This window comes from Cellvibrio sp. 25HG11W-0 (assembly GCF_057815475.1).
The window spans coordinates 4,138,900-4,159,015 of the sequence record NZ_CM174230.1 but is presented as its reverse complement, the minus strand read 5'-3'; the positions used below and the strand labels follow the sequence as shown (position 1 = coordinate 4,159,015).

At 47.3% G+C, this 20,116-nt stretch carries 13 protein-coding genes and 2 pseudogenes; 7 read left to right on the top strand and 8 right to left on the bottom strand.

The annotated features are described in order from the left end of the window. Positions 1-84: 84 nt before the first annotated feature. Complete coding sequence (gene uvrA, locus AC0KUT_RS17370; protein WP_488831670.1) at positions 85-3,084, bottom strand: excinuclease ABC subunit UvrA; 3,000 nt, start codon at positions 3,082-3,084, stop codon at positions 85-87. Positions 3,085-3,297: 213 nt separating this feature from the next. Between uvrA and AC0KUT_RS17365 the strand changes: the two genes are divergently transcribed. From AC0KUT_RS17365 to AC0KUT_RS17340, 6 genes are all read left to right on the top strand, one after another. After that, complete coding sequence (locus AC0KUT_RS17365; RefSeq protein WP_488831669.1) at positions 3,298-4,692, top strand: MFS transporter; 1,395 nt, start codon at positions 3,298-3,300, stop codon at positions 4,690-4,692. A 164-nt stretch (positions 4,693-4,856) separates the two neighbouring features. After that, positions 4,857-5,408 (top strand): single-stranded DNA-binding protein, encoded by a 552-nt coding sequence (ssb, locus tag AC0KUT_RS17360; protein ID WP_488831668.1) that lies wholly within the window; start codon positions 4,857-4,859, stop codon positions 5,406-5,408. A 356-nt stretch (positions 5,409-5,764) separates the two neighbouring features. Continuing rightward, positions 5,765-6,997, top strand: a complete 1,233-nt coding sequence (locus AC0KUT_RS17355; protein ID WP_488831667.1) for an efflux RND transporter periplasmic adaptor subunit — start codon at positions 5,765-5,767, stop codon at positions 6,995-6,997. 76 nt (positions 6,998-7,073) lie between these two features. Beyond that, complete coding sequence (locus AC0KUT_RS17350) at positions 7,074-7,802, top strand: ABC transporter ATP-binding protein (protein WP_488831666.1); 729 nt, start codon at positions 7,074-7,076, stop codon at positions 7,800-7,802. Between the two features lie 2 nt (positions 7,803-7,804). Beyond that, positions 7,805-8,962 carry an ABC transporter permease gene (locus tag AC0KUT_RS17345; RefSeq protein WP_488831665.1) on the top strand — a complete coding sequence of 386 codons (1,158 nt, stop codon included), beginning with the start codon at positions 7,805-7,807 and terminating at the stop codon, positions 8,960-8,962. A 2-nt stretch (positions 8,963-8,964) separates the two neighbouring features. After that, positions 8,965-10,152, top strand: a complete 1,188-nt coding sequence (locus AC0KUT_RS17340; RefSeq protein WP_488831664.1) for an ABC transporter permease — start codon at positions 8,965-8,967, stop codon at positions 10,150-10,152. A 128-nt stretch (positions 10,153-10,280) separates the two neighbouring features. On the opposite strand, the gene AC0KUT_RS17335 is transcribed toward AC0KUT_RS17340, so the two are convergent. Then, complete coding sequence (locus AC0KUT_RS17335; protein WP_488831663.1) at positions 10,281-10,988, bottom strand: gamma-glutamyl-gamma-aminobutyrate hydrolase family protein; 708 nt, start codon at positions 10,986-10,988, stop codon at positions 10,281-10,283. Positions 10,989-11,001: 13 nt separating this feature from the next. Continuing rightward, positions 11,002-12,018 carry an amidoligase family protein gene (locus AC0KUT_RS17330; RefSeq protein ID WP_488831662.1) on the bottom strand — a complete coding sequence of 339 codons (1,017 nt, stop codon included), beginning with the start codon at positions 12,016-12,018 and terminating at the stop codon, positions 11,002-11,004. A gap of 208 nt (positions 12,019-12,226) precedes the next feature. Between AC0KUT_RS17330 and AC0KUT_RS17325 the strand changes: the two are divergent. Then, positions 12,227-12,511, top strand: a pseudogene (locus AC0KUT_RS17325) (transposase); the annotation flags it as partial. A 235-nt stretch (positions 12,512-12,746) separates the two neighbouring features. Here AC0KUT_RS17325 and AC0KUT_RS17320 read toward each other — a convergent pair. The 5 genes and pseudogenes from AC0KUT_RS17320 to AC0KUT_RS17300 form a co-directional block, all read right to left on the bottom strand. Then, positions 12,747-13,910 (bottom strand): polysaccharide lyase, encoded by a 1,164-nt coding sequence (locus AC0KUT_RS17320; RefSeq protein ID WP_488831661.1) that lies wholly within the window; start codon positions 13,908-13,910, stop codon positions 12,747-12,749. Between the two features lie 69 nt (positions 13,911-13,979). Further along, entirely contained in the window at positions 13,980-16,565 is a 2,586-nt protein-coding gene (locus AC0KUT_RS17315) for an Ig-like domain-containing protein (protein WP_488831660.1), read from the bottom strand. A gap of 551 nt (positions 16,566-17,116) precedes the next feature. Next, the gene (locus AC0KUT_RS17310) at positions 17,117-18,043 is read right to left on the bottom strand and encodes a hypothetical protein (RefSeq protein ID WP_488831659.1); all 927 of its coding nucleotides are present in this window, start codon (positions 18,041-18,043) and stop codon (positions 17,117-17,119) included. Between the two features lie 51 nt (positions 18,044-18,094). Next, positions 18,095-18,151, bottom strand: a pseudogene (locus AC0KUT_RS17305) (hypothetical protein); the annotation flags it as partial. A 453-nt stretch (positions 18,152-18,604) separates the two neighbouring features. Next, the gene (locus tag AC0KUT_RS17300) at positions 18,605-19,963 is read right to left on the bottom strand and encodes a glycosyl hydrolase 53 family protein (protein ID WP_488831658.1); all 1,359 of its coding nucleotides are present in this window, start codon (positions 19,961-19,963) and stop codon (positions 18,605-18,607) included. Positions 19,964-20,116: the final 153 nt, after the last annotated feature.

The following is a 20,116-nucleotide window of genomic DNA, read 5'->3' as shown; positions in this document are numbered from 1 at the left end:
GAAACAAAAAAACCAAGCATCTGCTTGGTTTTTTTGTTTTTAGCTTCAGCAAAATGTTTGGCTGCGAAAAACCGCAGCCTGCGCTTAAGCTTTGCTCTTTGGGCGTGCTGTTACCTTGGTTGAAGCTTTTGGAGTTGCAGCAGCCTTTGCTGCGGGTTTAGTCGTAGTCTTCGTTTTTGGTTTGGCTGTGGCTGTAATTTTCACTTTAGTCGGTTCGGCTGGCTCATTTGTCTGAGCTTTCACTTTTGTAGTTGGCCCCTTTGTTTTGAGCATGGCCGCTAAAAAGCGCCCTGTGTGTGACTGCTTCATCTTGGCAACAGCTTCTGGCGTACCTTGCGCAATAATTTGTCCGCCACCACTTCCTCCTTCAGGCCCTAGGTCGACAATCCAATCTGCTGTTTTGATGACATCCAAATTGTGCTCAATTACTACGACTGTATTACCGTGATCGCGCAGGCGATGCAGAACATTGAGAAGCTGTTGAATATCATAGAAGTGCAACCCGGTCGTAGGTTCATCGAGTATATAGAGCGTTTTACCTGTATCGCGCTTGGATAACTCTTTCGCGAGTTTAACGCGTTGGGCTTCACCACCTGAAAGTGTGGTGGCTGCCTGCCCTAAGCGAATATAAGAAAGGCCTACATCTATTAGGGTTTGCAATTTGTTGGCGACAGAGGGGATTGCATCGAAAAATGTGCGCGCATCTTCTACTGTCATATCGAGTACTTCGTGAATGTTTTTGCCTTTGTATTTAACGTCCAATGTTTCGCGGTTATAGCGTTTGCCTTTGCATACGTCGCAGGGAACATAGACATCAGGCAGGAAGTGCATTTCCACTTTAGTAACGCCATCGCCCTGACAGGCTTCGCAGCGGCCGCCTTTCACATTAAAACTAAAACGCCCAGGTTGATAGCCGCGTGAACGTGATTCTTGTGTGCCCGCAAATAATTCGCGCACCGGTGTGAAAATGCCGGTGTAGGTTGCGGGGTTAGAGCGCGGGGTGCGGCCAATGGGGCTTTGATCTATATCCACACACTTATCGAACAGCTCCATACCTTCGACTTTGTCGAAGGGTGCTGCGGTAAGCGTAGTGGCACCATTGAGCGCGGTGCTCGCCAGTGGGTGAAGCGTTGCGTTAATTAAGGTTGATTTGCCTGAGCCAGAAACACCTGTGATGCAGGTCATTAGGCCCACCGGAATCTCCAAAGTGACATTTTGTAAGTTGTTGCCCTTGGCGCCGATCAGGCGCAGCATCTGTTTGGGATCAACGGGATTGCGCGTTTCAGGAATGGCGATGGAGCGAGTGCCGCTGAGGTACTGGCCGGTTATAGAATCCTTGTTGGCCATAATGTCTTCGACTGTGCCCTGGGCGATGACTTGGCCGCCGTGCACGCCGGCACCTGGGCCAATGTCGATGACATGATCTGCCAATCGAATAGCATCTTCATCGTGCTCTACCACTATCACGGTATTACCAATGTCACGCAGGTGGCGCAGAGTTTTGAGTAACCGCTCGTTATCGCGTTGATGTAGACCAATGGATGGCTCGTCGAGAATGTACATAACGCCGACTAAACCCGCGCCGATTTGACTGGCAAGGCGAATGCGCTGAGCTTCACCGCCGGATAGGGTTTCGGCGCTGCGGCTCAGGGTTAAATAATTTAACCCAACATCTACTAAGAAGCGGAAGCGGTCACGCAGCTCTTTTAGCACCTTGTCGGCAATGCCCGCTTTACGTCCAGTAAACGTTAATTTCATGTAGTAGTCGTAGGCATCAGCTACGGGCATATCGGTGATGTGATGCAGCGGCTTTTCATCGATAAAAACATTGCGCGCCTCTAGACGCAGGCGCGAGCCGTCGCACTCAGGGCAGCGTTGGGTCGACATGAATTTCACCAGATCTTCGCGCACCGAGTTAGATTCGGTGTCGCGGTAGCGGCGTTCCATGTTGGGCATTACGCCCTCAAAGCTGTGGCTGCGTTTGTACACATCGCCGCGATCATTGATGTAATTGAATTCAATGACCTCTTCACCCGAGCCATAGAGTACGGCTTCGCGCTGTTTGGCTTTGAGCTTGTTCCAAGGTATATCAACCTTAAAGTCATAGTGTTGGGCGAGGGAAGCAAGCATGTGGAAGTAGTAGACATTGCGCTTGTCCCAGCCGCGAATTGCGCCATCAGACAGACTGAGCGACGCATTCTGAATCACTTTGTCTTCGTCAAAAAATTGTTTAATGCCCAAGCCGTCACAGCAAGGGCAGGCGCCAGCGGGGTTGTTAAAGGAAAATAGGCGCGGCTCAAGCTCAGTCAGGCTGTAATCGCAAATGGGGCAAGCGTGCTTGGAAGAGAAAAGGCGGTCTGGTGCTTCGCCATCCATATAGTTGATGCACACTATGCCGTCAGCCAAATTGAGTGCGGTTTCAAAGGACTCAGATAGGCGGAGTTTGATGTCCTCGCGCACCTTAAAGCGATCTATTACCACCTCAACCGTATGTTTCTTTTTCTTGTCGAGCGTCGGGGTATCATCTAGGTCGCAAAGCACGCCATTGATGCGCGCACGAATAAACCCATCGCGTTTCAGCTGGTCGAAGGTATGCAGGTGCTCACCTTTGCGATCGCGCACTATGGGTGCTAACAGCATTAGTTTGGTGCCTTCGGGAAGCGCCAGTACGGTATCGACCATTTCACTGATGGTCTGCGCGGCTAGCGGCTCGCCGTGCACGGGGCAGCGTGGTTCTCCGACGCGCGCATAAAGCAGGCGCAAGTAGTCATAAATTTCTGTGATGGTGCCCACGGTGGAGCGGGGATTGTGAGAGGTAGATTTCTGCTCAATGGAGATTGCGGGGCTTAGGCCCTCCACGTGATCCACATCAGGCTTTTCCATCATCGACAAAAACTGGCGCGCGTAAGTTGAGAGCGATTCAACATAGCGGCGCTGGCCTTCCGCATAAAGCGTGTCGAAGGCGAGAGAGGATTTACCGGAGCCAGAGGGGCCAGTAATCACAACGAGCTTATCGCGGGGAATGTCGAGGTCAATATTCTTCAGATTGTGGGTGCGTGCACCCCTAACAATAATAGTGTCCATCTAGCGCGCTATACCTCAGTAAATGTCGGTCGGCTGAAAAGTGAATCAAAAGGCAGGATTATACGGCAATGGTTTGCCAGTAGATGTCAGTAGTGCAAAAACTACGCCCTATATGGCATTAAATTCCACTTAGGGGTTTAAGTGGTGGCTAGTCTAGTCTGGCTATTGGTAAAATGCCGCTTCGAAAATTCCCCCTAATAATAAGTTGCCGCTATGACTACCTCTGTTGTCGATGCCCCCCAAGCTCCCTTTGAACGCCGCGTGGTGATGTCGCTGGCGGCGCTCTATACCTTTCGCATGTTCGGTTTGTTTTTATTGCTGCCAGTGCTGGCCGTCTATGGGACTGAATATGAGCACCATACCCCATTTTTGCTGGGGGTTGCCTTGGGTGCTTTTGGTTTTAGTCAGGCGTTTTTGCAAATTCCTTTTGGCATGTTGTCAGATAAATATGGCCGTAAGCCGCTTATTTTGATCGGTCTTATTATTTTTATTGTAGGGAGTGTGGTGGCGGCTCAAGCTCATAGTATCTATGAAGTAATTATTGGGCGCTTTCTGCAGGGGGGGGGGGCCATCTCCGCGGCCATTATGGCGCTGCTAACGGATTTAACCTCAGAAGAAAATCGCACCAAGGCTATGGCGACTATAGGTGCGTCTATCGGTATTTCTTTTTCCGTCGCCATGACACTTGGACCTTGGCTGGCGAGTTGGGGCGGAATAGGCGCCATATTTTGGGTGACGGCGGGCTTGGGTGTGGTCAGTATTTATATTTTGCTCATGCTAGTACCTTCCGTCGCTCAGGCTCCCTCGCCCAAGCGGGAGGCAGTGGCGGTGCCGAATTTACTCTGGAAAACATTAAAACATCCAGAGTTATTGCGCTTGAATGTGGGGATTTTTTCGCTGCACTTTGTGCTCATGGCCAACTTTATGGTGTTGCCCTTGATACTGCAGGACCAGCTGCATATCACCCGTAATTATCATGGCATGTTTTATTTTCCACTCTTGGCCTTTGCCTTTGTGCTGATGCTGCCCTTTGTCATAGTGGCGGAAAAACGTCGCAAAATTAAACCAGTATTTCTTGGTGCGATTGCCTTGCTTGCGCTTGCAGAGCTGGGTTTGGTCGTAGCGCCACCGAGTTTGATCGGCACGCTCTTTGTGCTTTTCTGCTTTTTCGTCGCCTTTAATATTTTGGAGGCGACCTTGCCGTCAATGGTGAGCAAAATTGCCCCAGCGGGTGCTAAGGGCACCGCCACGGGCATCTACTCCACGAGTCAGGTAATTGGCGTGTCGGCGGGGGGCGCGGTCGGTGGCTGGATACTCCAGCATCACGGCATTGCCGCCGTGCTAGAGCTGGGCGCGGTGTTTTCGGTCATTTGGTTGCTGGTAGCGCTTTCGATGAAACCACCGCGCTTTCTGGCCAGTGTGCTCATCCCCTTGCGCCAACATAATCATCAGCAAGTTGCAGCACAGTTACGTGAGGTTGAAGGTGTCGCAGAGGTGGTGATAGTGGCTTCGGAAAATACGGCCTACCTCAAAGTGGATCAGCGTTTGGTCGACCGTAAAACGCTCGCGGCGATTGTTGATGCCGAGCCTGTAGTCCCCTCGGTTTAGTAGCAAGAATTACGTCGAAAGTGTAAGCTTGGCAACCTTTTGCGCGCTGCGAGGGATTTGTTTTAGGCGCGTAACTGCAACCCAAGTTCGAATGTCGCCTCCCTGCGTTAGCAGTGGCGAATACCCGAAAAACAAAGCAACGGCATATTTAAGAGGAAGCCCCTATGGCACGCGGTATCAACAAAGTCATCCTAATCGGCAACGTCGGCCAAGACCCAGAAGTAAAGTACATGCCATCAGGCGGTGCCGTTACCAACATCAGCGTAGCCACCTCGGAAACCTGGAAAGATAAAAACACTGGTCAGCCACAAGAGCGCACCGAGTGGCATAGAGTTGTATTCTTTAATCGCCTAGGTGAAATCGCGGGCGAATATTTGAAGAAAGGCTCAAAAGTGTATGTCGAGGGCTCACTGCGCACCCGTAAATGGCAAGCGCAAGATGGCACTGATCGCTACACCACAGAAATCGTTGCCAATGAAATGCAAATGCTCGATGGTCGCGGCGATAACGCGGGCGGCGGTATGGGCGCAGGTGGCGGTGCTAACTATGATCAAACCCCACAGTACAACAATGCACCTGCAGCAGCGGCTGCAGGTTTTAATCAAGCGCCTCAGGCGCAGCCGCAACCAGCAGCGCGCCCACAGTCAGCGCCTGCGCAGCCAGCACCACAAGCGCCTGCAGGTTTTGATAGTTTTGATGACGACATTCCGTTTTAGTCGGTGAGGTGTTGAGTCGATCTAGCATAAGCGTTAAGCGTCTTTATAGTAAAAGCGAAGTTGTTTAGGCAGCTTCGCTTTTTTTTGATGTTCATCTAGCGGTTAAGGCTTACAAATGTCATGGTGCATAAATGACAGCGAAGCCTAGGCCGCGCGTGACAATGTTGCGATCATACTCTGGCCAACCTAAGTTCGAGTGGGGTCTGTAATTCGGTGACGCCCTGCTTTTTTATTATCAAATGAGTGATGCTTGATATTAAGTGCGTTTGATTGTTTGCTCAGGGCTGACGTCAAGATTGCAATGAATGTCGTAAGGGATCGCTAAAACAATAACTGCACAATTTGGATTGGTCGTTATGCCATCATCAAAAGAACAGCTTCTCTCACAATTGCACATTGACCGAGACCAAGCGCCTCTGCCCCATCCTGCGAAGCGTTGGGTTTTAGTCGGCGTGGTGATTTTGGCCTTAATGGTTTTAGCCTTTAGTATTTTGTATCAACCAGCGCCGATTAAGGTGCAGGTTGAAATGGCGCGTATGGCGGTGGTCGACGCGGCAGATGCAACGGTATTGGACGCAACGGGTTATGTGGTGGCGCGGCGTACCGCGACGGTGTCTTCGAAGGTGACAGGTAAGGTCGCAGAGATATTTATTGAAGAGGGACAGCAGGTGCAAGAAGGTGAAATAGTAGCGCGCCTCGATGATTCCAACGCGTCTAAATATTTAGCGCTTGCCGAGGCGGAATTGCGCTCTGCTAAAACCTTTGTGGTAGAAACCCAAGCGCGCTTAACAGAAGCCAAATTAAATTTACAGCGCAACACCGAACTGGCGCGCCGCCAATTAATTAGCCAGTCGAACCTTGATAAAGCGCGTGCAGATTTTGATTCGCTGCAGGCGCAGTTAGCGTCGCGCAAAGCAGACGTAAATGTTAGTGAAAAACGTTTGGCGCTGCAGCAGCAAAATCTGGACGACCTGACTCTGCGTGCACCCTTCAGCGGTGTTGTAATCAGCAAAGATTCCCAGCCAGGAGAAATGATTTCTCCTGTCTCTGCAGGCGGAGGATTTACGCGTACAGGTATCTGTACCTTAGTGGATATGAATTCACTCGAAATTGAAGTGGATGTGAACGAGTCTTACATTCAGCGCGTGCGTCCAGAGCAGTTTGTACAGGCGACGCTTGAAGCCTACCCTGAATGGAAAATACCCGCCAAGGTGCTCGCCATAATTCCCACGGCAGATCGTCAAAAAGCCACGGTAAAAGTCCGGATTGCATTTCAATCGAATGATTCACGAATTCTGCCGGATATGGGCGTGAAAGTGGGTTTTATGAATGGTGACCCACAAGCAGAAAATGCTGCGGAAAAAACCAAAGAAACCTTGGGTGTACGCGTGCCGGTGTCGGCGGTATTGTCGGAAGATGAAAATAAATTTGTCTTTGTTATTAAGGATGACCGCGCAGAAAAACGCAGCGTTCTCCTTAAAGCCAGCTATGGCAATGATGTGTATATTGCCAGTGGTTTAAAGCCTGGAGAGGATTTTGTAGTGGTGCCGCCCAAAGAGTTAAAAGATGGCTCGGCTATTGAGCGCTAATGACTGAAGAATAAAAATTAAGAAGTAAGAAATCGCCAGCAGTTTTTTCTAATAACATACCTCACCGGAGGATTGTATGTCCAATGTTGCCCCTAAGTCTGCAAGTGCTCAAGATGTTCTCGTTGAACTCAATGCCATCAGTAAAACTTATAAAAAAGGCAAAGAGCAGGTAAAGGTGTTGAGTGATTTAAGTTTAGAAATTCGCCGCGGTGATTTTCTTGCCCTGATGGGGCCGTCTGGTTCCGGAAAAACCACATTGCTCAATTTACTCGGTGGCTTGGACACACCCAGTGGAGGTGAATTAATTATTGGTGGTCAGCGGCTCGACAAAATGTCGAGTTCACAGCTTACCAAGTGGCGCGCACGGCACGTGGGTTTTATTTTTCAATTTTATAATTTAATGCCGGTGCTTACCGCAGAGAAAAATGTAGAACTACCGCTGCTGCTCACTAACCTCAGTGCAAAGCAGCGCAAACAACATGTGGCAGCCGCATTGGAGTTGGTGGGTCTAACGGATCGCGCCAAACACTACCCAAGTGAATTGTCCGGTGGGCAGGAGCAGCGCGTAGCGATTGCGCGCGCCTTGGTGAGCGACCCAGATTTGTTGTTGTGTGATGAGCCAACCGGTGATTTAGATCGCGCTACGGCAGATGAAATTCTTACACTCATGCAAACCCTTAATCAAACACAGCAAAAAACCATCATTATGGTGACCCATGATCCGCGCGCAGCTGACCACGCTAAAACCATACTGCACATGGATAAGGGTGCATTGGTTAGTGCTGTTAACCAAGGCGGGTACTAAGAATGTATTACTTACAATTTATTCTTAAGAATTTGGGGCGAAAAAAAACCAGAACTATACTGACGATTCTCTCCATCATGATCGCGTTTTTGTTGTTTGGTTTGTTGCGTAGCCTTGCAGGGGCTTTTGATCAAGGTGCCGAAATTGCCGGTGAAGATCGGTTGGTGACAATTAATAAGGTAACACTAATTCAACCGCTGCCGTTTAGTTATTTGGGTAAGGTAAGAAGTTTGAACGGGGTGGAGCTGGCAACGTCGGCCAATTGGTTTGGCGGTTATTATCAAGAGCCAAAAAATCAATTTTCGCAATTCGCAGTTACACCGGATGAGTATTTTGATATCTATCAAGATCTCTACTCATTGGCTCCAGAGCAGTTGGCGGCGTGGAAGAAAAATCGCATCGGTGTTGTGATTGGAAAGTCCCTCGCGGATAGATTTCAGTGGAAAATTGGCGATAGGGTTCCGTTGATTGGGATGTTTCCGCAAAGCAACGGTAGCACTACGTGGGAGTTTGTAGTTGAAGGTATTTACACCGCCAAAGATAAGCGCACTGATACGGGTGTCATGCTAATTAACTATGAATATTTTGAAGAGGCGCGTCAGTACGGCAAGGGCACTCTAGGTTGGTTAATTATAAAAGTGAAAAATCCTGCTGAGTCGGAACAAGTGGCCGCCGCAGTGGATGCACTTTTTGCAAATTCATCGGCGGAGACTAAAACCAGCAGCGAAAAAGATTTTGCTAAATCGTTTGCCAAGCAATTTGCTGATGTGGGCTTAATTACTACCTTGGTGCTCGGGGCTGTTTTTTTCACTATGCTCTTGGTGGCCGGCAACACTATGGCGCAATCTTTTCGCGAGCGTATTCCCGAATTGGCAGTTTTGAAAACACTCGGTTTTTCTGATGTGTCAGTCATGGTATTAGTTCTAGCAGAAGCCCTCGTAATTTCGCTCATTGGCGGTTGTTTAGGCTTGCTCTTGGCGACATTTTTTATCGCTGGTGCCGCCGAAAATTTTGCGTCAACGCTGCCGGGATTGGCGATGTCTAATCACATTTTACTAAATGGCTTAGGCTTAACCTTATTGCTGGGGCTGATTACGGGCGCTGTGCCTGGGCTGCAAGGGTTGCGTTTAAATATTGTTACTGCATTGCGGAGGCGCTAATCATGTTTAATGGATTGACTCAAATTGTTGTCATCACCCTCATGAATCTGCGCAATTTACCGCAGCGTTTAGGTACGTCGGCGGTAGCTGTGTTTGGTGTTGCCTGTGTGGTGGGAGTATTTATCGGTGTACTCTCTATGGCGGCAGGTTTTCAGCGCACCATGGTGAATGCAGGTTCAGAGGATACGCTTATTGTTATGCGCGCCGGTGCTAATTCAGAAATGAGCAGCGGTATGGGTTATGAGCAAACGCAATTAATTAGCAACCTAGCAGGTATCGCCAAGCTCGACGGTAAGCCCATCAGTTCATCAGAATTATTTGTGGTGATAGATGTGCCTAAGCGCTCTACGCAGTCGTCAGCGAATGTGCCTTTGCGCGGTGTGGAGCCTATGGCCTTTGTAGTGCGCGACCAATTTAAGATTATCGAAGGGCGCAATTTTGAACCAGGTAAAAATGAATTAATTGTCGGGCGCGGAGCTCTGCAACAATTTTCGCTGAGTGTGGGCTCTACACTTAAGTCAGGTCAAGTTGAATGGAAAGTGGTAGGTGTGTTCGAGGCGGGTGGCGGCTTGGCAGAGTCTGAGTTGTGGTGCGATGCAAAAATTTTGCAGAGTGCTTACAGGCGTGGCAACAGCTATCAAATTATGCGTGTAAAACTGAGCGATAAAAATGCCTTAGATGAATTTAAAGCTGCCATGGCGTCAGACCCTCAGCTAAATATGGATGCTCAACGCGAGACGGAGTATCTTGCGGCGCAATCGGAACCGCTCAGTAAGTTCATCAAAATGGTAGGTTACCCCTTGGCTATATTAATGGCCTTGGGTGCTATTTTCGGCGCGGTTAATACTATGTATACCTCTGTCTCCAATCGCACCCGTGAAATTGCCACCTTGCGCGCGCTCGGTTTTGGTTCGCTGCCCGTGGCTATTTCTACTTTAGTGGAGTCGCTCTTGCTAGCGTTTATTGGTGGTATTGTTGGCTCGCTGGTTGTCTATTTGGTGTTTAATGGCTACACCGTTTCTACCTTGAATTTTGCCAGTTTTAGCCAAGTAGTATTCGACTTTGCAGTGACACCGGACTTGTTAATTCAAGGTATTATTTTTGCGGCAGTGATTGGTGTGATTGGTGGTGTTTTTCCCGCTATTCGCGCCGCGCGCCTGCCTGTGGCTACGGCGTTGCGCGAAGTTTAATTTTGAATATTTCAATAGCAAAAAAACCACCTTTGCGGGTGGTTTTTTTATAAAATTTTGATGCTGTAGAATTTAATTCATTCCGGTGGAAATAAAATGGCTGCGATAAAAAATACGCAATGTATCGATTAATCTGGCGGTGGTTGTCCTAAAAACTCGTTATTCTCTTTAACGGCTTGTGCAAATTTTTTAAAGAGCTGCCGCTGTGGCGTTGAGTAGGGCATGTATTCGGGATGCCACTGCACGCCCACAATAAATCTACCGTCAGTCACTTCCGTCGCCTGAATAAAGTTGTCGCGGTCGCGTGCGCTAACTATTAAAGAGGGCGCGAGCGTATCAACTGCTTGACTGTGTAAGCTATTTATTTTTACTGACGTTGCTTGCAGCGCCTGTGCGAGTTGAGTTTTGGCAATGACATCGACCCATTTGATAGGAAAAAGTGAGTTTCTGTTGGGGGTGTTAACTCGCAGTGGCCTAATATCTTGATAAAGGCTGCCACCCAGAACCACATTAATTAATTGGGATCCGCGACATATACCTAAGATGGGGGTGTTGCTGGCTAATGCTCTGTGCAGCATAGCCATTTCGAGTTTGTCGCGCGCAAAGTCATAGCGGGCATTTACATCGCCTGTTAGGCCATAGTGTTCTGGATCTATGTCGTCGCCACCACCTATAATAACTCCGCGCACCCCGGCTGGAATCTCAGGTTTTTTTGCGGTGACATAGCGACCTTGTAGGCCGACCAAAAACAACATAAAGCGGGTAGCCCACCAACCAAAACGCCATTTTTTAGCGGGCCCAGTAACTACAACAAGTGGCTTTTTTGTGCGGTTCAAAAATTAAGTCCCCTTAGGTTGCGTTCATAGTTAGCTCTTGTTCTAAAAAATCAACCCATCGGTTTTCAAATGGATGGCTCAGGCGAGCAAGTTCTTGTTGAAATGCCGTACATAAATGCGCTAACTTTTTTTCATCTACGACAAGTTTTTCGACCTCCAACCATAAAAACCAGGGCAAAGTAATATTCCAATCTGGGCTGTCAATATCGCAGTTGGGTAACCGATAGTGAAAGGTGGGGCGTCCGTTAACGCGCGCGTCATCAACAGTGCCACGCACTCTCGCCTCATCTAGATAGGTGAATAGAGGCAACATGTCTAAACTTCTATTGCGGGTGGGATTAAAGCGTAGATAGTCATCAATTAATTCGGAGAGGCTCGGGCGATATTCGGGTGAAATAACGAGCAGAATATAGTCTTTGCCGAAATGATTAATGTAGGGGCTTAACTTGCGTGCAGTATCTATATCTTCTTTTTTAACAATCCATTCATACAAACAAAAAAAGGCTTGCAGGTATTTCACAATGGTTGCCGGTTGGTGATCAGGTAACTCGGGGTTCAAGTGCACACCAAAGGCGTGATGCAGTGCATGGCGAGTACCTAAGGCGCCCGCTTTGCGCATAGCGTTTATAAAGGGAACCAAGGTCGAAAGTTGATCAAAGGGGATGGGCGGCGTAACGACTTCCCAGGGGACGAATTGTTTGGCTGCTTCAATTAACAAATCAGCTGCAGTATCACTCAAGCTTTCGTCGGTTGCGGTATTTTCTGTTTGTTTAGCCGCTTGTTTTGCTGCAAGTGATTTCATCATGTCAGCATCAAGTTCTAATTTAAATTTCCCTAATCGTGTGTCGACTACTGCGAACTCTAAGCTGTTCTTCTCTTCTAAATTTCCGCCAAAATACGCTTGAATCAGTTGTACGCTGGTTTGTGCTGTAATGCCCGTATATTCAATTTCAACTCCTACACGACGCATTTTATTTTCGGTTGTGAGTGTTTGTGATGGCAGCCAAGTTGCTTCGTTAAGCTCAGGCATAACGTACTCCTGTTGGATAGATAGAGTTTTGAGCTTAACAGGGTTGGGCGGTCATTAGTACCGCGGCCGGAGAGGTCCAGATATTGCTGCTGATCTGAAAGGTGATGGAGCCATAGGTTAAGAAAATATTTTCCCCATAAAAAACCACCCGACGCGGGTGGCAGATTGCTGACAAACAACCGTCGTTGCGTTAGCACACCTTGGGAATGATGATCTCGTTTCGGTGGACCACTTGCTGCGTAAAATTGATAAATACATCAACTTCGAATTCATTCGCGCTAAGGTGCGGCATCTCTATTACGATAACAATAGTCGTCCCGCAACCGATCCAGTGTTGTTGTTTAAAATACTGTTTATTGGCTATTTGTTTGGCGAGCGCAGTGAACGTCAGTTAGTACGCGAGGTACAGGTAAATGTCGTCTACCGCTGGTTTTTGGGGTTGAGTTTTACGGATAAAATCATTGAAGCTTCTACGTTTAACCAGCAACGTCGCCCTCACTCAAATGCCGACAGCGGTCATTTAACCCGTGAAGGGAAGCTGTAGGGATTTTATTATCTCGATCGCCGCATTGTAGATACCAAGCACAATATCATCACCGGCACTCATGTAACGACCAGTAATGTGCACGACAGAAAAACCCACTTTTCAGTGTGGGGTTTATCAGTAGTCTGAGTCCCATTTCTTGGGGCTTTTTATTGCAACTATCACTTATTTAAAAATGCGCGCTTTAGAGCGCGCGAATTTTTAAAAATTTACAGCCATTAGCAGGTTCAATCTTCACTTTAGTGCCGGTGATATTAGTTGCGGCCTCGTAATTATCCGGCACGTTAAGTACACCGCTGCCATTGATAGAAATTACATTGCCTCTGAAATCACACGTGCTATTGGTATCGCTATCCCATACCGCTAATGTTTTACCTGCAAGGTTTTCATTGAATTGCACACAGTTACTGTTGGTAATATTAACCTCGTGAGTTGTGCTGCTCGTTAATGCTAAGCATTGGCTACTGGTCGCAGTGGAACTTGAGCTCGAACTAGTATTGGAGCCTACTTGCCCGTTCATGCCAATGGGTTTAGTCGATACAATAAAATCATCGAAACTTGCGAACACATCTTTTTTCGGTTGCCATTGGCTTTGTGGTGCGCTTGAGCCGCCAAAGAAAGTAGAGAAGTACAAGTGATTTATTTTAGTGCTGTTGGAACCTGCCGCACGCACGCCTGAGTTGTCGGCATCGTTACACACCAATTGACCATCTAACCAGCCTTGTAAAATCCCATCGCGCTTACCCGGGGAATTTAATTTTTGGCGTATTTCAATGTGGTGCCATTTGCCGGGAGTCACGCTGGCGTGATAGCCCGCCGTATCCCAAAACAAACGGTAAGGCTCAGCTCCGCTGCTGTTATTGATTTCGTAGCCGTGTAAGTAAAATTCCAGCTTGCCGCCTTCACGCCACATTAAACGCGTAGTAAAACCTTTACTACCATAGGGGAAGTCGGTGCTGCCGCCCAAGCCAGGTAATTTTCCGCCTTTAACAAACTCAAAACCATTTTCAAATTTCACCCAGTAAGACATATAAAGTTCATCGCCACTGTGGCTTATATCGGTTTCCCAAGTGGCACCACTAGGAGAGGATTGATTGCCAAAGGCCGGGTACTTAATGGTCGCCGCTTTACCTGTGTGGCCGCCGGTTACAATTTTTACTCGCCCTTCATCTGGGCCTTTTGCATAGCGCGAACTCCAAGTTGTTTTAATATCTTGATCGCTGGCATTGCCGAGCGCTAAACCTTCAAATCCATTGGAGTAAATAACCTGCGCATTAACCAAGGTTGCTGCAGAAATAAATAAGCCAAGTGCGAATGATAGGCTGCTCCGGAAAAAATTATTTTTCATAATTCGTCTCTTTTCATGATTCAATGTCCGCTGAATACTGTGTGTCTTCAGAGGACACTTGGGTTGGTGTTAATAAGCTCTAGCTTTAATAAACTTGCAGGTATTGCCGGCGGCATTAATGAACTTGATGTCAGTACCGGTAAGTGAGTTGTTTGAAGCATAGTTTTCACTGACGGTGATAGAGCCCGATCCTGCTGTCGCTGTTACTTCGCCGCGAAAATCACAATCATTTTCATCGCTATCCCATAATTGCAGTGTTTTTCCGGATAGGCTTTGAGGGAAGCGCACGCATGTGTTATTGGTTAGTGCAACTTCTGTGCGCGCATTGAATGGAAGATTAATGTATGTCGCACATTGCTTGGCAGGTGATGTTGAACTATTGGTAGCACTAGATACGGGCTTGGAAGATGCTGCAGGTTTTACGCTGACAGAAATCACTTCCGATGTTACCTCTGAACCATCTTCAGTCATTAATAATGCATCAAGCGTATAGCTACCTGCTTGCGTTGGTATCCACTCAACCGAATAGGGCGCATCACTATCCTGTTTTAAGAATTGTCCGTTAACACGGAAAACAATTTTGTTGATACGTGCTAGGTTGGAGGTGACGTTTGCAGTCAAGGCTATCGATTGATTTAATTGAATTTGACTGTTGTTAGGTGCTGTTAGTGATACCGAAAGCTGTGGTGCTACAACATTGACCCTACGCGCATCAGATATCAAGCGGGTGCCATCACTAGTAATTAACACTGAATCAATGGTGTAAGTGCCAGCCCTTTCGGGACTCCATTGTGCACTATAAGGCGCCGAACTATCTTGTGATAAGTATTGCCCGTTGATGCGAAAGTTAACTTGGGAAATGTTATTTTTATTGCTAGTTGCATTTGCTGCTAATGCTATCTGTTGGCCTAATATAACTTCACTATTATTGCTTGGCGCACTTATAGCGATGGTAAGGATTGGTGCTGTTACGGCAACTGATTGCGCATAACATTTTTTTGCTGTTCTTGGTATGGGGTCACCAAATACTGCATTGTTACAAACAACATTTTCTGTTTGTTCATAAAGGAAATTAAATAATCCATTAGCACCATAAGCAATATTCATAGCTTCACTAACGGTTACAGTTTCGTTTTCATTTGCTGCAAGCGAATAGCCTGCGGGGCCTTGTGAGTCTCGCTTTAATCCTAAATCAATTATCTGTACATGTAATGGCAGCTTAGTGCTATTGCCTTTATCTTGTAGGTAGTAATACACCTTGCCTTCATGGATTGTTAACACTCCATGGTCAAATTGTGGGCCTTGTGTGTCTTCATATATAGTTGTGAAGTTGTTGGTTCCACCTTTACCTTGCTGAATAAATGGGCGGCCACTTTTTAATCCAATGATATATACACTATCGCCATAGGTATAAAGATTTGAACCACCGGTGAAGTCTGTGGTGTGTATAAAGTCCGACGCTCCCGCTGGTTTATAGGAATGCAATTTTTTGGTTACATTGAATTCATTGTCCTTCACTAGGCTTACAATGTGTACATCACCCTTATCTGTCACTGTAAAATCGAATGCACCAACGATATACACTTTATTTGGCTTTTCAGTTTTGACTAGGTCGCCCGGCTCATAAATTTTCAGTGGTTGTGGGTTAGCAAATGGAATAGTAAAGCCTTTACCTGTGTGGGTTTTCCATTGGGTTTTACCAGATTGATCGTCAGAGTAAGCGTAATAAATACCATTTTGGTACAGGAATTTATCGTTATTGTTCGCGCTGCGAGTTTGAAACGCTGTACGCAATTTACCGTTGACGTATTTCATTTCACCATACAAGCCCCAGTTATAATCAGGGCCACCGGGTTTTTGGCTTGAATTTACGTGGTTGAACTGAGTTATATCAGCCCACTTACCTGACGTAGAGTCATAGCTGGTAAATACATAACCACCGTTATTGTTTCCGCCGGTGCGCATAAAAAATAATAAATCATTATTTTCATTTAAGAAAAATGTCGGATATGTCAGGTCTGAAAATTGTGCCGGATCATTCTTGCCGTTAAGATTGTTGTGGCCATAATCATTTGTTCCATCTGCAACAAATAGGCTCAGTGTAAAGCTACTGTCTGGAGCCGTTGCGGCATTTTCTTTGGTGTAGGAATAGCGGAAGTAGTCGTTATTAAACTGACTGTTACTGTAGGAATGCATGTCATAGAGGATGTGAATTTTTCCGTCTTTTGGGGATATGCCAACCGCCGCAGTGTTGTGCGACTCTCCAATCCACCATTGATCATTATAGCCAGTGTGTTTATGAGGGAACTCGATGGTTTTTACCACACCGGTTTTCGTATTGTATCGGGACAGCATTAAATTACGTTCGTTTTTTCCTCCTTTATACCAAGTGGTAAAAATGAACTCTTTATAAACTTTAATCGCATCACCATGAGCTGAAATGCTTTTACCAAAAGCATAGTCAATGACGTTCGGATTATTTTTATTTGGCGAATTACCCTTAGTTTGAACTCCATTAAAATATAAACCGATATCACTGACTTCGTATTGTTTTTCAAACTCCACTGCTGCTTCAGCCGCACTGAATGTAAATAACGTGACAATAGGTATTGATATACTTAGCCATTTGCGAAGTAATCGTGTTGAACTAATCATAAAAATCTCCTCAGATATTTTGCTGGTATGAATTATCAGATACTGATTTCTTGGCAGAATTTATCTACTAATGAATAGGAAGTTATTCACGTATTGGGCATTAACACTATGAGAGCTATCCCCTTGCGACCCTGGGGTATTTAGCCGAAAAAAAGCAAAACCCTAAAAAGCGGGTTGGGTGCGAATATGTTTGGATGGATTTAATGGCTCTTTAATTGGTTATTATTTTTACAGGCTATGCAGCAACCGAGGAATGGTATACATCCCAAACTGGTAAGACAACCTTAACTATAAGGCCAAATTCTCATATTTTGGATAAGAGCACCATAGTGCTCCGCAAAAAGCTAAGTGCATCACGCTTTTGGTTTTACAGGTGAGATGGGTTTTATATAGGCTCTGGCTAACAGTATTTAACCGTCAGCCAGAGATAAGCGCATTGGAACTTTTGGAGAGGATGTTGACTTGCTGCAGAACCTGCAGTTTCGCAGCTCAAGCGAAAAGCAGGCGCAGCGGCAAGAGCATGCCTTTGGTAACTATGCGCTGAGGCTTCGTTAGTAATAACGAACTTTTACAAATTTACAGCCATTACTTGGGGTTAGGCTAAACGTACGCCCCGATAAGGTGGTAGAGGATGCGTAATTACTGGTTACGTTTAACTGACCGGCGCCATCGTTAGACGACACTGTGCCGCGGAAATCGCAGGATGAATTGGTGTCGCTGTCCCATACCGCTAGTGTTGAGCCAGATAAGTTGTCAGCAAATTTCACGCAGTTAGCGTTGTTTAGGTTCACTTCTATGCGTTCACTCTTGGCTACTGCTATTACGCCATTGCAGTTGTTTGGGCTTGGGGTGGGCGTAGGTGTTGGGTTGGGGCTTGAAACCTGACGCGTGTAACACCTTTTAGTTACGCCCGGTAAGGGGTCGCTTTCAAAGGCCTGGCGGGTGCAGGCAATGTCTGAGGTTTGGTTGTATTTCCAAACAAATTGACCGTTCGCACCAAATGCAACATTCACTGTGCCACTCACCTTAACCCTAGCGCCTTCGTTAACCGCAAAGTCGTAGCCTTGCGGCGTGCTGATGGGGTTAACAAAACAAGACTTTGCAACACGGGGTGCTGGGTCTTCACCAAAGGCTTCGTTAGTGCAGTCAATATCACTGGTGAGATTGTATTTGTAGCTGAATGCACCGTTAGCGCCGTAGGCCACAGTGGTTAAGCTGGGTACTGCAACGGTTTGACCTTCTTTAACTGCAAAGCTGTAGCCGCTGGAACCTTGGTTTTTAGCGGCGCGATAAAATCCAGACTTGATTACACCCTTAATGGGGTCGCCAAAGGTGGCATCGTCAAAGGTGATTTTGCCCGTGACGCCAGATTTGAATTTGAACTTTCCGTTAGCGCCGTAAGCAACATCCACTGGCGTGTCGAATGTTTTGCTAGTGTCATTTTCGCAGCAGTATTGGTAGCCGGGTAATAGGCGCAAACCTAGTTGTGCTTCAAATAAAGACGATGGCTCTACGCATTGACCTTGCGATTCATTTACCGCAAAGGTACCCGCTTTTAGCGTTACGTCTTTGCCGTGTAAGCCAATAAAGTAAGGTACAGGTAAGTTGTTTTACCGCGGGTTTTTTGTTTGCCAAAAGTCATAAGCGTCTGGGCCGCCTTCCATATGGTTGTCTTGTCACAAAACGATGTTTTTGTTGGGTATATGGCGTTTATTGAATTGGGTACAGGGAGTGAAGGGTGGGTTCTTAATGGTTTAAGGTTGGTGATTGCAATGAGGTGGGTTGGCTGGCTGTCGTGGTGTCGATGTGTATTGAGTTGGCGCTGCGGTTAAAAAGCGCAAATATTTGTTCGGTAAGGGCTGTGCTAGCTGTTTTGGTATTCGGGGATAGCTAATTGCATGGCGGGCACGCAAGGCAGTGGGGTGGATTAGCGATACTTTTGGGGGGAATTAGATGATGTTGGAGAATAAAAAAAACGCCCTGATGCAGGTCAGGGCGTTTTTTATGGGTTGAGTTTTTCAACAACCTGCTGGTTGCCGTTAAAAGTTTCCAAACCCTATGTAGCCATTGCAGTGCAACCATTCGCTTTTACCGCTGCCACCGCCGCAGGCGTTATTTTGCCATACACCGGTGTTGATGCTTTGGGCTTCCGCTTGGTACGTGGTGCCATCAACTTGGATGTAATCTACTTGCACATCGTAGTTGCCTTGATCATTGGTGAAGTTTACGGTTAATGGCCCGCTGGCCGTCGTTTTAACGCTGTAGCTTTGCATGCTGGTGCTGAGGGTCCAGGTGGCGATGTTGGTACCGTTGATGCGTAGGCTGAGTGATTCTTTGCCAGCCTTGCCTAGCGCGCGCACTAGAATGGTTTTGGAGGGTAGAGCGCCTTCTAAGAATGCATCCAGCGATGCGGCGGGGCGGCGGGTGTTGGGGTTCCATGCACCTAAACCATAGCCCTGCCAGTTGTAGGCTTGCGGCTCCCAGTAAAACACCCCTTGGCCACGGCCACTACTCACTTGACGCATTTTGCTGATCATATCGGCAATGATGTCTTTGCCTTGGGCGTGATCCCAAGGTACGCCTATTTCAGCAATCATTACGTCGCGCTGGTAGCGGCTCACCATGTCGTTAAGGTTGCTCAGGCATTGACTGTTGGCTTGCTGCCAGGTGCGATTGGGCGCGACTGTAGGGTAGTTGGATGCGCCTATGATGTCCCATTTGCCGCCGTTGTTATTGAGCCCATCGAAGATCCAGCGGAAAAGCCCGTTATCAAAACAGTTGGCGATGTGCACAATGACTTTGGCGTTGGGAAATACCGCCTTGGTCGCGTCGTAGCCCGAATTAACCAGCCAGGCGAAGTTGCGCATATTGGCGGAGGCGCGCCCTTCTTCCCACAGCATGCCATTATTGGTTTCATTGCCCACCTGTACCCACTCTGGGGTGATGCCAGCGCTTTGTAGCAGCAACAAGCTGTTTTGGGTGTGTTGATAAACTGCCGCCATCAGTTGTTCAAAACTATAGTTTTTCCACGCGGCGGGTTTTGTTTGCTGGCCTGGGTCGGCCCAAGAGTCGCTGTAGTGAAAGTCGATCATGATGCGCATACCAGCGGCTTTGGCGCGGCGCGCCTTGTTAATGGTGTCGTCCATATTGTTCCAGCCATTGGCGGGGTTGACCCAAACGCGCAAGCGAACCGCATCCATGCCTTTACCCTTCAATATTTGAATCACATCTTTTTCAGTGCCGTTGGAGTCGTAAAAACGGGAGCCAGCACTTTCCATTTCGGTGATCCAGCTGATATCGGCGCCCTTGGTAAAGGCGAGGCTATTTAACGCGAGGCTGTAGATGAGGGCGCCTAGAAGGGCGCGTGCTAGCCAGCGATAGGAGAAAATCTTATTCATGTGGAGTCCTCTTTATTAAGCTTATTGTCAGAGTCGAGCAAGGGTTATGGCGCCAGCGGACTGCTAGAGCGCGGGCGCATCAAAAGGTAAATATTTAGCACAAACAGTTTCTTGACTAAAATGAGGTAAACGTTTACCTTGTGATTATCGATA

Bases quoted from the DNA above. Each gene is read 5' to 3' on its own strand.
- uvrA (WP_488831670.1), bottom strand. From the start codon at position 3,084: ATGGACACTATTATTGTTAGGGGTGCACGCACCCACAATCTGAAGAAT.
- AC0KUT_RS17365 (WP_488831669.1), top strand. From the start codon at position 3,298: ATGACTACCTCTGTTGTCGATGCCCCCCAAGCTCCCTTTGAACGCCGC.
- ssb (WP_488831668.1), top strand. From the start codon at position 4,857: ATGGCACGCGGTATCAACAAAGTCATCCTAATCGGCAACGTCGGCCAA.
- AC0KUT_RS17355 (WP_488831667.1), top strand. From the start codon at position 5,765: ATGCCATCATCAAAAGAACAGCTTCTCTCACAATTGCACATTGACCGA.
- AC0KUT_RS17350 (WP_488831666.1), top strand. From the start codon at position 7,074: ATGTCCAATGTTGCCCCTAAGTCTGCAAGTGCTCAAGATGTTCTCGTT.
- AC0KUT_RS17345 (WP_488831665.1), top strand. From the start codon at position 7,805: ATGTATTACTTACAATTTATTCTTAAGAATTTGGGGCGAAAAAAAACC.
- AC0KUT_RS17340 (WP_488831664.1), top strand. From the start codon at position 8,965: ATGTTTAATGGATTGACTCAAATTGTTGTCATCACCCTCATGAATCTG.
- AC0KUT_RS17330 (WP_488831662.1), bottom strand. From the start codon at position 12,018: ATGCCTGAGCTTAACGAAGCAACTTGGCTGCCATCACAAACACTCACA.
- AC0KUT_RS17320 (WP_488831661.1), bottom strand. From the start codon at position 13,910: ATGAAAAATAATTTTTTCCGGAGCAGCCTATCATTCGCACTTGGCTTA.
- AC0KUT_RS17315 (WP_488831660.1), bottom strand. From the start codon at position 16,565: ATGATTAGTTCAACACGATTACTTCGCAAATGGCTAAGTATATCAATA.
- AC0KUT_RS17300 (WP_488831658.1), bottom strand. From the start codon at position 19,963: ATGAATAAGATTTTCTCCTATCGCTGGCTAGCACGCGCCCTTCTAGGC.